This is a genomic window from Pseudomonas sp. G2-4 (assembly GCF_030064125.1).
Taxonomy (GTDB): Bacteria; Pseudomonadota; Gammaproteobacteria; order Pseudomonadales; family Pseudomonadaceae; genus Aquipseudomonas.
Window position 1 is genome coordinate 2,187,693 of record NZ_CP125957.1, and the last position, 12,414, is coordinate 2,200,106.

10 protein-coding genes and 3 tRNA genes are annotated in these 12,414 nt (G+C 62.8%); all 13 read left to right on the forward strand.

What is annotated here, in order from left to right:
• Positions 1-41 precede the first annotated feature (41 nt).
• Entirely contained in the window at positions 42-2,636 is a 2,595-nt protein-coding gene (locus QNH97_RS09840) for a FimV/HubP family polar landmark protein (protein WP_283556636.1), read from the forward strand.
• A gap of 278 nt (positions 2,637-2,914) precedes the next feature.
• A complete protein-coding gene (truA, locus tag QNH97_RS09845; RefSeq protein WP_283557454.1) occupies positions 2,915-3,739 on the forward strand; it encodes a tRNA pseudouridine(38-40) synthase TruA in 825 nt (274 codons plus the stop codon).
• Between the two features lie 62 nt (positions 3,740-3,801).
• The gene (locus QNH97_RS09850; RefSeq protein WP_283556637.1) at positions 3,802-4,434 is read left to right on the forward strand and encodes a phosphoribosylanthranilate isomerase; all 633 of its coding nucleotides are present in this window, start codon (positions 3,802-3,804) and stop codon (positions 4,432-4,434) included.
• A 255-nt stretch (positions 4,435-4,689) separates the two neighbouring features.
• The gene (gene accD, locus QNH97_RS09855; RefSeq protein WP_283556638.1) at positions 4,690-5,610 is read left to right on the forward strand and encodes an acetyl-CoA carboxylase, carboxyltransferase subunit beta; all 921 of its coding nucleotides are present in this window, start codon (positions 4,690-4,692) and stop codon (positions 5,608-5,610) included.
• Positions 5,607-6,914 (forward strand): bifunctional tetrahydrofolate synthase/dihydrofolate synthase, encoded by a 1,308-nt coding sequence (folC, locus tag QNH97_RS09860; RefSeq protein WP_283556639.1) that lies wholly within the window; start codon positions 5,607-5,609, stop codon positions 6,912-6,914. Before accD ends, folC begins: the two co-directional genes overlap by 4 nt.
• The gene (locus tag QNH97_RS09865; protein WP_283556640.1) at positions 6,898-7,560 is read left to right on the forward strand and encodes an SPOR domain-containing protein; all 663 of its coding nucleotides are present in this window, start codon (positions 6,898-6,900) and stop codon (positions 7,558-7,560) included. Before folC ends, QNH97_RS09865 begins: the two co-directional genes overlap by 17 nt.
• Before the next feature lie 89 nt (positions 7,561-7,649).
• On the forward strand, positions 7,650-8,210 hold the full coding sequence (locus QNH97_RS09870; RefSeq protein WP_030142022.1) for a CvpA family protein: 561 nt from the start codon (positions 7,650-7,652) through the stop codon (positions 8,208-8,210).
• Positions 8,211-8,251: 41 nt separating this feature from the next.
• Positions 8,252-9,757, forward strand: coding sequence for an amidophosphoribosyltransferase (purF, locus tag QNH97_RS09875; RefSeq protein WP_025212828.1), 1,506 nt, complete (start codon positions 8,252-8,254; stop codon positions 9,755-9,757).
• A 58-nt stretch (positions 9,758-9,815) separates the two neighbouring features.
• On the forward strand, positions 9,816-11,027 hold the full coding sequence (locus QNH97_RS09880) for an O-succinylhomoserine sulfhydrylase (protein ID WP_025212829.1): 1,212 nt from the start codon (positions 9,816-9,818) through the stop codon (positions 11,025-11,027).
• Positions 11,024-11,797, forward strand: coding sequence for an SDR family oxidoreductase (locus QNH97_RS09885; protein WP_283556641.1), 774 nt, complete (start codon positions 11,024-11,026; stop codon positions 11,795-11,797). The genes QNH97_RS09880 and QNH97_RS09885 overlap by 4 nt, the downstream gene beginning before the upstream one ends.
• A gap of 161 nt (positions 11,798-11,958) precedes the next feature.
• Positions 11,959-12,034, forward strand: a tRNA-Val gene (locus QNH97_RS09890).
• A 58-nt stretch (positions 12,035-12,092) separates the two neighbouring features.
• Positions 12,093-12,169: transfer RNA gene (locus QNH97_RS09895), tRNA-Asp, on the forward strand.
• Between the two features lie 89 nt (positions 12,170-12,258).
• A tRNA-Asp gene (locus tag QNH97_RS09900) sits at positions 12,259-12,335 on the forward strand.
• Positions 12,336-12,414: the final 79 nt, after the last annotated feature.

A 12,414-nucleotide genomic window follows, 5' to 3' on the forward strand; every position in this document is an offset into this window, starting at 1 on the left:
CTTCTCGCTGGCCGAGGAATGTTCAAACAAAGGAAGAGGCTATGGTTCAAGTTCGCAAACTGGTGTTAGCAATAGCGGCCGCCTCGGCGCTGTCCTCCGGTATGGCGCAAGCGCTCGGGCTCGGGGAATTGACCCTGAAGTCGCCGCCGAACCAGCCTCTGGTCGCCGAAATCGAGCTGCTCGATGTCCAGCAACTGACCGCCGCCGAAGTGGTACCGAGCCTGGCCTCGCCCGACGACTTCGCCAAGGCAGGGATCGACCGCCAGGCCTTTCTCAATGACCTGACTTTTACCCCGGTGATCAACGCCAATGGCAAAAGCGTGCTGCGAGTGACCTCCAGCCAGCCGCTGTCTGAGCCGATGGTCAAATTCCTCGTGCAGGTGATGTGGCCCAATGGCCGTCTGCTGCGCGACTACAGCGTGTTGCTTGATCCGTCCAAATTCTCGCCGCAGGCTGCTGATGCGGCGCGGGCGAAGCCAGGCCAGGTTGTGTCCACGCCGGTCACCGGGGCTACCAAGCCTTCCCAATACACCACCACGCCGCGCGATACCCTGTGGGAAATCGCGGCCAAGGTGCGCAACGGCGGGTCGGTCCAGCAAACCATGCTGGCGATCCAGGCGTTGAACCCGCAAGCCTTTATCAATGGCAACATCAACCTGCTCAAGACTGGCCAGGTGCTGCGTCTTCCAGACCCTGTGCAAAGCACTGCGCTGCCGCAACCCCAGGCCATCGCCGAAGTGGCTGCGCAGAATGCCGCCTGGCGTCAGGGGCGTTCCGGCGGGGCGCGCAATGGGCAGCAGCAGTTGGACGCGACCAAGCGCGGTCGTGGTGAAGGTGCACCGGCACAGGCGGCCGGTCGCGATAATTTGAGCCTGGTCTCGGCCGAATCTGCGAAAGCGGGTGGCAAGGGCAAAGGCGCAGCCGGGGATGCCCAGGCCCTGAGCAACAAGCTCGCGGTCACCCAGGAAAGCCTCGACTCGGCTCGCCGGGATAACGAAGAACTGAAAAGCCGCATGGCGGATCTGCAAAGCCAGCTGGACAAGCTGCAGCGCCTGATCGAACTGAAGAACAATCAACTGGCCAAGATGCAGGCCGACGGCAGTGCTGTTCCGCCTGCCGGAGAAGCGCCCCCGGCGATGTCCGCAGAATTGACCCCGGCGCCAGCGGCACAAACCCCGGCGGCGGCTCCAACCCCTGCGCCTGAAGCGTCTTCCGAGGCGACGCCGCCTGCTGCACCCGTCGAGCCGACACCCGCTGCTTCCAACGAGCAAAAATACAATGACCTGCTGACCAACCCGATCCTGCTGGGATTGATTGGCGGCGGCGCACTGTTGCTGCTGTTGCTGCTGTTGTTGCTTGCCCGTCGTCGCAAGGCCCAGCAAGAAGCCGAGAAACACTTGCGCATGGCCCGAGCCCTCGAGGAGGAGGCCGACTTCTCCCCGGAGCTCGATCTGCCCCCGAGCAGCTTCGAGGGCATTGATGTCCCACCGCCAAGCGTAAAACTTGACCCAACACCGCCTCCAGCGCCTAAGCCCGTACCCAAGCCGGTCCCGTTGGTCGCTCCTGTGATCGTCACGCCGCCTATCGCGGCGCCATTGGTGGCGCCAGCCGCCGAGCGTTCTGACGATGTGCTGCCCCAGGCCCAGTCCCATATCGACCGCGGTCGCTTGAACCAGGCGGCGGACCTGCTTGAGCAAGGCATCAAGGCCGAGCCTCAGCGCAGCGACTTGCGCCTCAAGCTGATGGAAGTCTACGGTCACCAGGGCGACCGCGACGCTTTCGTCGCCCAGGAGCGTCAATTGGTGGCCAATGGCGACAACTACGCCCAGGTCGAACAGCTCAAAAGCCGCTTCCCGGCCATGGTGGTCGCCGCCACCGCAGGCCTGGCTGCTGCGGCCGTGGCCGCGGAACTGGACGCGCAGTACGTCAAGGACCTGCTGGAAGACAAGTCGCCGACCGATGAGGAGCTGGACAGCGCTTTCGACTTGAGCCTGGATGACATGGAGGCGACCCCCGTCGCGCCGGCCCCCGAGCCTGTCGCCGAGCTGGACGCGTTCCCGGAAGACGACGACCTGAGTTTCGAGTCGGTGCTCAAGCAGCAGACCGAAGCCAACGAAAGCCTGGACGACCTGTCGGAGTTTGATTTGGACCTGGGGGCCGATGCCCCGGCGCCAGCCCTCGACGACGAAGACTTCCTGCTGGACCTGGATGACGACCTCAAAGGCTTGGACCTGCCCGCTACCGACACACCAGCCTTGACCGACACGCCAGCCGACGACCTCGAACTGCCGGCGGATTTCGATCTGTCCCTGGCCGATGAAATGGACGCCCAGGACAAGCCAAAGGATGCTTTCGAGGCCGAACTGGATGATGTCAACGCCGAGCTGGATCGACTGTCTGACGACCTGAGCATGCCGACCTTCACCGCGGAAGACGCCTTGGTCGGCGCTGAAGACGAGCCGGACTTCGACTTCCTCAGCGGCACCGATGAAGTGGCGACCAAGCTCGATCTGGCCCAGGCCTACATCGACATGGGCGACAACGATGGTGCCCGGGACATCCTTGGTGAAGTCCTCAGCGAAGGCAATACCACGCAGAAGAGCGAAGCGCAGGAAATGTTGTCACGCCTGGTCTGAGAGGATCGGGTGAACAAAAGCGGCAGCCGATGAGGCTGCCGTTTTTGTTTGGGTCGGGAATTTGAGGGGGCTTTGCGGGCCCCATCGCGAGCAAGCTCGCTCCCACAAGGGGCTGACAAATAAATGTGGGAGCGAGCTTGCTCGCGATGGCGTCAGCCCATTCACCACTGGATCAACGGTTGCACTGGCATCCCAACCCGCCCGCCTTATAATGCCCGCCTTTGCGTACCTCAGCAGGCTGTAATTCCTTGGCAAACATAGACAACCCGGCCGCCGAAATGGCGGCCGACGGCTTTTTCCGGATCGCCCTGGGCGTTGAATACAAAGGTTCGCGTTATCGCGGCTGGCAGCGTCAGGCCTCTGGTGTACTGACGGTGCAGGAAACCCTTGAAAATGCGCTGTCCAAAGTCGCCGATTCGCCCGTGTCGCTGCATTGCGCCGGCCGTACCGATGCCGGTGTGCACGCCTGCGGCCAAGTGGTGCATTTCGACACCCAGGTCGAGCGTTCGATGAAGGCTTGGGTGATGGGCGCCAACATCAACTTGCCTCACGACGTCAGCGTCAGCTGGGCCAAGGCGATGCCGGCACATTTCCACGCCCGCTTCAAGGCCATCGCCCGGCGCTATCGCTATGTGATCTACAACGATCAGATACGCCCGGCGCACCTGAACGAAGAAATCACCTGGAACCACCGTCCGCTGGACGTCGAACGCATGGCCGAGGCCGCGCAATACCTGGTCGGCGTCCATGATTTCAGCGCCTTCCGCGCCGGCCAGTGCCAGGCCAAGTCGCCGATCAAGGAACTGCATCACTTGCGCGTGACCCGTCACGGCAAAATGATTGTGCTCGACATCCGCGCCAGCGCGTTCCTGCATCACATGGTGCGCAACATCGCCGGTGTACTGATGACCATCGGTGCCGGCGAGCGGCCGGTGGAGTGGATCAAGGAGGTGCTCGAAAGCCGTATCCGCCGTTCCGGTGGCGTGACGGCGCATCCGTTTGGCCTGTATCTGGTGCAGGTCGAATACCGCGACGAATTCGAGCTGCCGCAGCGCTATATCGGGCCACATTTCCTCACGGGCTTCTCGGAACTCGACGGCTGACGGCCTGCGCAGCATTTGCTACCATCCGGGACTTTCACGGATTTACCTGAGGTTTTAACGACATGCCGGTCGTTCGCAGCAAGATTTGCGGGATCACCCGCGTCGAGGACGCGTTGGCGGCGGTCGAGGCTGGGGCCGATGCGATCGGGCTGGTGTTTTATGCCAAGAGCCCACGAGCGGTCACGGTGCAGCAGGCGAGGGCGATCATCCAATCCCTGCCGCCGTTTGTGACCCCGGTGGGCCTGTTCGTCAACGCCAGCCGTTGCGAGCTGGGCGAAATCCTCGATGCGGTGCCACTAGCCCTGTTGCAGTTTCACGGCGACGAGACGCCGGCCGATTGCGAAGGCTGGCATCGCCCGTACATCAAGGCATTGCGGGTCAAGGCCGGGGATGACATTGCGGCCAGCTGCGAGGCCTTTGCCGGTGCCAGCGGCATTTTGCTGGACACCTACGTGGAAGGTGTTCCCGGCGGCACCGGCGAAGCGTTCGATTGGTCATTGGTGCCGCAAGGCCTGGGCAAACCGATTATCCTCGCCGGTGGCTTGACGGCGGAAAACGTGGCCGAGGCCATTCGCCAGGTTCGCCCATACGCGGTGGACGTGAGCGGCGGCGTGGAGCAGGGCAAGGGCATCAAGGATCCGGCAAAGATTCGTGCGTTCATGGCGGCTGTACGCGGCAGCCAGTCGTCAATGTGACGGCTGGCAGACTGCCGCCGTCCATACCAGCACTGTACAAAGCAGGCAGGCACCGCCTTCGGGTGGGCCGATAGCGAAGTGGTAGCCGCGCTGCAGCGGTTGTCGGGATGGCTGAGGAAGGTTGGGTTGCACGCAGGTCATGTTTCGCACTGACCGTGGTGGCCCCTCGACTCGCCGCACAATGAATTTAGCTCAAGGGCATACGCGGGGCCGCGAACCAAAGCGTTCGGGCCGCCGGTACTGGAGAAAGAAAGCATGAGCAACTGGTTGGTAGACAAACTGATCCCTTCGATCATGCGTTCCGAGGTGAAGAAAAGCTCGGTGCCTGAAGGTCTGTGGCACAAATGTCCATCCTGCGAAGCGGTGCTGTATCGCCCAGAGCTGGAAAAGACCCTGGACGTTTGCCCCAAGTGCAACCACCACATGCGCATTGGTGCGCGTGCCCGTATCGACATCTTCCTGGACGCCGAAGGCCGTGTTGAGCTGGGCGCCGACCTGGAGCCCGTGGACCGTCTGAAATTCCGCGACGGCAAGAAGTACAAGGATCGCCTGACCGCAGCCCAGAAGCAGACCGGCGAAAAAGACGCCCTGGTGTCCATAAGCGGCACCTTGCTGGGCATGCCAGTGGTGGTCTCGGCCTTCGAGTTCTCTTTCATGGGCGGTTCCATGGGTGCCATCGTCGGTGAGCGCTTCGTTCGCGCCGCCAACCATGCCCTGGAAAATCGTTGCCCAATGATCTGCTTCGCCGCTTCCGGTGGTGCGCGGATGCAGGAAGCGCTGATCTCCCTGATGCAAATGGCCAAGACCTCTGCGGTGCTGGCGCGTCTGCGTGAAGAAGGCATTCCGTTCATCTCGGTACTGACCGACCCGGTCTACGGCGGCGTTTCCGCCAGCCTGGCGATGCTGGGTGATGTGATCGTCGGCGAGCCGAAAGCCCTGATCGGTTTCGCCGGCCCGCGCGTGATCGAGCAGACCGTGCGGGAAAAACTGCCGGAAGGCTTCCAGCGCAGTGAGTTCCTGCTTGAGCACGGCGCCATCGACATGATCATTCATCGCCAGGAGCTGCGTCCGCGTCTGGGCAATCTGCTGGCTCAACTGATGGGCCTGCCGACGCCGAAATTCGTCGCCGCACCGATCGAGCCGATCGTGGTTCCGCCGGCGCCTGCTGGTCTATGACCCAACGTACCCTGGGCGACTGGCTGGCCTACCTCGAGCAGTTGCATCCATCGGCCATCGACATGGGGCTGGAGCGCTCGCAAGCGGTAGCGTCCCGCATGGGACTGGTCAAGCCGGCGCCCCGGGTCATCACCGTCACCGGCACCAACGGCAAGGGTTCGACCTGCTCCTTCGTGGCCTCGCTGTTGCGGGCCCAGGGGCTGAGCGTCGGTGTCTACAGCTCGCCGCACCTGCTGCGCTACAACGAGCGGGTGCAAGTCAATGGTGTCGAAGCCACTGACGCCGAGTTGTGCGAAGCCTTTGCCGCGGTGGAAGCCGGGCGGGGCGAGACGTCCCTCACGTATTTCGAGATGGGCACCCTGGCGGCATTCTGGCTGTTCGCCCGTAGTGGCCTGGATGCCGTGGTGCTGGAAGTCGGTCTGGGCGGACGACTGGATACGGTCAACCTGGTGGATGCCGACATCGCGCTGGTCACCAGTATCGGTGTGGACCATGCCGATTACTTGGGCGACACCCGCGAATCCGTGGCCTTCGAGAAGGCCGGCATCTTTCGCCAGGGCGCGCCTGCGCTCTGCGGCGATCTCAATCCCCCTCAACCGTTGCTGGACAAGGTCCGTGAACTGAGCTGCCCGTTCCTCCTGCGCGGTCGGGATTTCGATCTGGCGATGACCGAGCAGCACTGGCAGTGGCGGGGCAGTGATGCCCAGGGCAATCCGGTGGAATTGCACGATCTGCCGCTGCTGGACCTGCCGATGGAAAACGCTGCACTGGCGCTGCAGGCCTACCTGTTGTTGGGCTTGCCGTGGGAGGCCGGACAAATCGTCGAGGCCTTGCAAGCGACCCACGTTGTCGGGCGTCTCGATCAACGGCAGGTCGATTGGCAGGGCAAGCGCCTGAACCTGTTGCTGGATGTCGGCCACAACCCGCACGCGGCGCAGTACTTGGCCGAGCGCCTGGCACGGCGGCCGGTAGAGGGGCGGCGCCTGGCGGTGTTCGGGCTGTTGTCCGACAAGGATCTGGATGGCGTTGTCGACGCGTTGAGTGCTAGTGTCCAGCATTGGGCGGTGACGCCGCTGGATTCGCCGCGCTCGCGCCCGGCGGCTGAGTTGCAGGCAGCCTTGCAGCGTCGCGGTGCTTCGGTGCAAACCTACGACAGTGTGGCTGCCGCGCTGGAAGGTCAATGTACCCTGGCGACGTCCGAGGACGAGGTTCTGCTGTTCGGATCATTTTTTTGTGTTGCCGAGGCCCTTCAATGGGTGGCCCGGCGCGCCACGGAGGAAGCTGCAGATGGCATTGCTGGATAAAGCGTACAAGCAGCGCATGGTGGGGGCCTTGGTATTGGTGGCCCTGGCCGTGATTTTCCTGCCGATGCTGTTTTCCCGTCAGGATGAACAGCGCCAGGTAACGGTCGATGCACCGGCCGCGCCCCAGGCACCGTCCGTGTCGCCTGTGCAGGTCGAGCCTGTTGCGGTGCCCGAGCCGGAGGCGCTGCCCCAGGAGCCTGTTCCCAGCGATGAGGAGCTGGCCGAGCAGCCGGCACCTTCGATGCCGATTGCACCGGCGCCCGCAACGCCTGCCGCACCGAGCAAGCCGCCCGTCGCTCCAACTCCAGTCCCTGCCACTCCGGCGGTCAAGCCGCCCCCAAGCCAACCGATTACCGCCGCAACTACCAAGCCGGACACCACGCAAAACCGCGTGGATGCCAACGGCCTGTCGATCAGTTGGTCGGTGCAACTGGCCAGCCTGACCAGCCGTGAAAGCGCCGAAAGCCTGCAGAAAACCCTGCGCAGCCAAGGCTACAACGCCTACATTCGCTCCGTCGATGGCAAGAATCGGGTGTTTGTCGGCCCGTTGATCGAGCGTGCCGAGGCCGACCGTCTGCGCGACCTGCTCAGCCGTCAGCAAAACCTCAAGGGTTTCGTGGTGCGCTTCCAGCCAGAGCGCGGTTAACAGCGATTTACCTGATTTGAATCGTGCAGCTTACCGACAGCCCTGCGCTCTGCTAAAATGCGCCGCCTTATCCGTCTGTAGGCTGCACCGTGCCATTTACCTGGGTTGACTGGGCGATCGTTGCGATCGTCGCCATCTCCGCATTGATCAGTCTGAGCCGCGGCTTCGTCAAGGAAGCCCTCTCGCTGCTGACCTGGATCATCGCGGGAGTCGTAGCCTGGATGTTTGGTGGTTCGCTGTCCCAGTACCTCGCCGGATACATCGAAACTCCATCGGCTCGCGTGATCGCGGGCTGTGCCATCTTGTTTATCGCCACCTTGCTGGTCGGCGCAATGATCAATTATCTGATCGGCGAACTGATTCGCGTCACCGGGCTTTCCGGGACGGACCGGTTCCTGGGCATGGCCTTCGGCGCGGCGCGTGGCGCGTTGCTGGTGGTCGTGGCCGTCGGGCTCCTGAGCCTGGGGCCGGTGCAGCAGGATACGTGGTGGCAGGAGTCCCGGCTCGTGCCACAATTTCTATTGGTCGCAGACTGGTCCAAAAACCTGATCCTGGGTTGGAGCAGTCAGTGGCTTGCCAGCGGTATCAGCGTACCCGCTGAAATACCGTTCAAGGAACACCTCTTGCCGACGGCCAAAACGCCGCAGTGAGTGTTGTTCAGTTCAGATCCATTAAGTAGGGGTTGCGTCGCATGTGTGGCATCGTCGGTATCGTCGGTAAGTCGAACGTCAATCAGGCGCTGTATGACGCGCTAACCGTGCTCCAGCACCGCGGCCAGGACGCTGCCGGTATCGTGACCAGCCATGACGGCCGGTTATTCCTGCGCAAGGACAACGGCCTGGTGCGCGACGTGTTCCACCAGCGTCACATGCAGCGCCTGGTCGGCCACATGGGCATTGGCCACGTGCGCTACCCGACCGCGGGCAGCTCGACGTCGGCCGAAGCCCAGCCGTTCTACGTCAACTCGCCGTACGGCATCACCCTGGCGCACAACGGCAACTTGACCAACGTCGAGCAGCTGGCCAAGGAGATCTACGAATCGGATCTGCGCCACGTCAACACCAATTCCGACTCGGAAGTGATGCTCAACGTGTTCGCCCATGAGCTGGCCCAGCGCGGCAAGCTGCAGCCGACCGAAGAAGACGTGTTCGCTGCCGTGACCGACGTGCATAACCGTTGCGTCGGCGGCTACGCGGTGGTGGCGATGATCACCGGCTACGGGATCGTCGGTTTCCGCGATCCCCACGGCATCCGCCCGATCGTGTTCGGCCAGCGTCACACCGACGAAGGCGTCGAGTACATGATCGCCTCCGAAAGCGTATCCCTGGACGTACTGGGCTTCACCCTGATTCGCGACCTGGCTCCGGGCGAAGCGGTCTACATCACTGAAGACGGCAAGCTGTACACCCGTCAGTGCGCGACCAACCCGTCCTTGACCCCCTGCATCTTCGAACACGTCTACCTGGCGCGTCCGGATTCGATCATCGACGGTGTCTCGGTCTACAAGGCCCGCCTGCGCATGGGCGAGAAGCTGGCCGACAAGATCCTGCGCGAGCGTCCGGATCACGACATCGACGTGGTCATCCCGATTCCGGACACCAGCCGTACTTCGGCCCTGGAGCTGGCGAACCACCTGGGCGTCAAGTTCCGCGAAGGCTTCGTGAAGAACCGCTACATCGGCCGGACCTTCATCATGCCCGGCCAGGCCGCACGGAAAAAATCCGTACGCCAGAAGCTCAACGCCATCGAACTGGAATTTCGCGGCAAGAACGTGATGCTGGTGGACGACTCCATCGTGCGCGGCACCACCTGTAAGCAGATCATCCAGATGGCCCGCGAAGCCGGTGCCAAGAACGTGTATTTCTGCTCCGCGGCCCCGGCCGTGCGCTACCCGAACGTCTACGGCATCGATATGCCGAGCGCCCATGAGCTGATCGCTCATAACCGCACCACCCAGGAGGTGGCTGACCTGATCGGTGCCGACTGGTTGATCTACCAGGACCTGCCGGACCTGATCGAAGCGGTCGGTGGCGGCAAGATCAAGATCGAGCAGTTCGACTGCGCGGTGTTCGACGGCAAGTATGTTACCGGCGACATCGACGAGGCCTACCTGAACAAGATCGAGAACGCGCGTAACGATGCGTCCAAGGCCAAGACCCAGGCGGTCAGCGCGATCATCGATCTGTACAACAACTGATGAACGAACCGGCCCTGAGGGGCCGGTTTGCGTTTAAACCGATTTCAGGAGTGACAGCATGAGTCAGGATTGGGATGCCGGTCGGCTGGACAGCGACCTTGAAGGCGTAGCGTTCGATACCCTGGCGGTTCGCGCTGGTCAGCACCGCACGCCGGAAGCCGAACATGGCGATCCGATGTTCTTCACCTCCAGCTACGTGTTCCGCACCGCTGCCGATGCGGCGGCGCGGTTTGCCGGCGAAGTGCCGGGCAACGTTTACTCGCGCTATACCAACCCGACTGTGCGGGCGTTCGAAGAGCGCATCGCCGCCCTGGAGGGTGCCGAGCAAGCCGTGGCCACCGCCACCGGCATGGCGGCGATCATGGCCGTGGTGATGAGCCTGTGCAGCGCCGGCGACCATGTGCTGGTGTCCCGTAGCGTCTTCGGCTCGACCATCAGCCTGTTCGAGAAGTACTTCAAGCGCTTTGGCGTGGAAGTCGATTATGTACCCCTGGCGGACTTGTCCGGTTGGGATGCCGCGATCAAGGCCAACACCAAGCTGCTGTTCGTCGAATCGCCTTCCAACCCGTTGGCCGAGCTGGTGGATATCGCGGCGCTGGCGGAAATCGCCCACGCCAAGGGTGCCATGCTGGTGGTCGATAACTGCTTCTGCACCCCGGCGCTGCAACAGCCGCTGAAAATGGGCGCGGATGTGGTGGTGCATTCGGCGACCAAGTTCATCGACGGCCAGGGTCGTTGCATGGGCGGTGTGGTGGCCGGTCGTGGTGAACAGATGAAAGAAGTGGTGGGCTTCCTGCGTACCGCCGGGCCGACCCTCAGCCCGTTCAACGCTTGGATCTTCCTCAAGGGCCTGGAAACCCTGGGCCTGCGCATGAAGGCGCACTGCGCCAACGCCCAAGCCCTGGCCGAGTGGCTGGAGCAGCAGGACGGTATTGAGAAAGTGCATTACGCCGGCCTCAAGAGCCATCCGCAACATGACCTGGCCACGCGTCAGCAACGCGGCTTCGGTGCGGTGGTGAGCTTCGAGGTCAAGGGAGGCAAGGAGGGCGCCTGGCGCTTTATCGACGCCACCCGGTTGATCTCCATCACTGCCAACCTGGGTGATAGCAAGACCACCATCACCCATCCGAGCACCACCTCCCACGGCCGCTTGTCGCCCCAGGAGCGTGAAGCGGCGGGCATTCGTGACAGCCTGATCCGCGTCGCGGTCGGTCTGGAAGACGTAGCCGACCTGCAAGCCGACCTGGCCCGCGGGTTGGCGGCCTTGTGATCGAGCTGGCAACGCCGCCGAGCGGCACCCATGGCCGGGTTGCCCTGGTGACGGGCGCCGCACGGGGCATCGGCCTGGGCATTGCCGCCTGGTTGATCTGTGAAGGCTGGCAGGTGGTGCTGACCGACCTGGACCGCGAGCGCGGTTCCAAGGTTGCGAAGACGTTGGGCGATAACGCCTGGTTCATCGCCATGGACGTCGCGGACGAGTCGCAAGTCGCCACCTGCGTTGCTGAAGTACTCGGGCAGTTCGGGCGGCTCGACGCGCTGGTGTGCAACGCGGCCATCGCCGACCCGCACAACATCACCCTGGAAAGCTTGGACCTGGCTTACTGGAATCGCGTCCTGGCCGTGAACCTTGGCGGGCCGATGCTGCTGGCCAAGCATTGCGCGCCGTACCTGCGCGCCCACAATGGCGCCATCGTCAACCTGGCCTCGACCCGTGCCGCACAATCGGAGCCCGACTCCGAAGCCTATGCGGCGAGCAAGGGCGGCTTGCTGGCCCTGACCCATGCCCTGGCGATCAGCCTGGGGCCGGAGATCCGGGTCAATGCCGTCAGCCCTGGCTGGATCGATGCCCGCGACCCATCCCAGCGTCGTGCGCAGCCACTGACCGACGCCGATCACGCCCAGCATCCGACGGGCAGGGTTGGCACGGTAGAGGACGTGGCGGCGATGGTGGCTTGGCTGTTGTCGCGCAATGCTGGTTTCGTCACGGGCCAGGAGTTCGTGGTGGACGGCGGCATGACCAAGAAAATGATTTATGAGTGAGGAGCAGCTGCAAGTGGCGAGCTGCAAGCTGCAAGCGATTATGTGGTGTTGGCGCTTTTGACTTGCAGCTTGCGGCTCGAAGCTGTTTTTGAAAAAAATCCAACCCTGCTATTGACTTAGCTTCGGTACCTGCGTAAATTTCGCGGCCTCAACGAAGCAAAGGGTGATTAGCTCAGCTGGGAGAGCGTCTGCCTTACAAGCAGAATGTCGGCGGTTCGATCCCGTCATCACCCACCATGTTTTACGAGAGTTTTGCGAAAGCAAGACGGAAGCTGTCAAAAGCCTCCACCGACGCGCAGCGGTAGTTCAGTCGGTTAGAATACCGGCCTGTCACGCCGGGGGTCGCGGGTTCGAGTCCCGTCCGCTGCGCCATATTTTCCGAAGCAGGTTCGCCTGGTTCGAGATCCAGACCCAAGGGTTTTGATCAGACGAGTTAACTGGACGCAAGTCCATAGCGATACGCAGCGGTAGTTCAGTCGGTTAGAATACCGGCCTGTCACGCCGGGGGTCGCGGGTTCGAGTCCCGTCCGCTGCGCCATATCTGCTTCGAGGCCCACTGAACGCCTTGAAGCTAAGAAGAAGGCTGAAAAGCTATCTTCTAGTCGATAGCAAAGACC

What these genes read in the sequence shown, in the direction of transcription:
- QNH97_RS09840 (WP_283556636.1), top strand. Translation starts at nt 42, where the DNA reads ATGGTTCAAGTTCGCAAACTGGTGTTAGCAATAGCGGCCGCCTCGGCG.
- truA (WP_283557454.1), top strand. Translation starts at nt 2,915, where the DNA reads ATGGCGGCCGACGGCTTTTTCCGGATCGCCCTGGGCGTTGAATACAAA.
- QNH97_RS09850 (WP_283556637.1), top strand. Translation starts at nt 3,802, where the DNA reads ATGCCGGTCGTTCGCAGCAAGATTTGCGGGATCACCCGCGTCGAGGAC.
- accD (WP_283556638.1), top strand. Translation starts at nt 4,690, where the DNA reads ATGAGCAACTGGTTGGTAGACAAACTGATCCCTTCGATCATGCGTTCC.
- folC (WP_283556639.1), top strand. Translation starts at nt 5,607, where the DNA reads ATGACCCAACGTACCCTGGGCGACTGGCTGGCCTACCTCGAGCAGTTG.
- QNH97_RS09865 (WP_283556640.1), top strand. Translation starts at nt 6,898, where the DNA reads ATGGCATTGCTGGATAAAGCGTACAAGCAGCGCATGGTGGGGGCCTTG.
- purF (WP_025212828.1), top strand. Translation starts at nt 8,252, where the DNA reads ATGTGTGGCATCGTCGGTATCGTCGGTAAGTCGAACGTCAATCAGGCG.
- QNH97_RS09880 (WP_025212829.1), top strand. Translation starts at nt 9,816, where the DNA reads ATGAGTCAGGATTGGGATGCCGGTCGGCTGGACAGCGACCTTGAAGGC.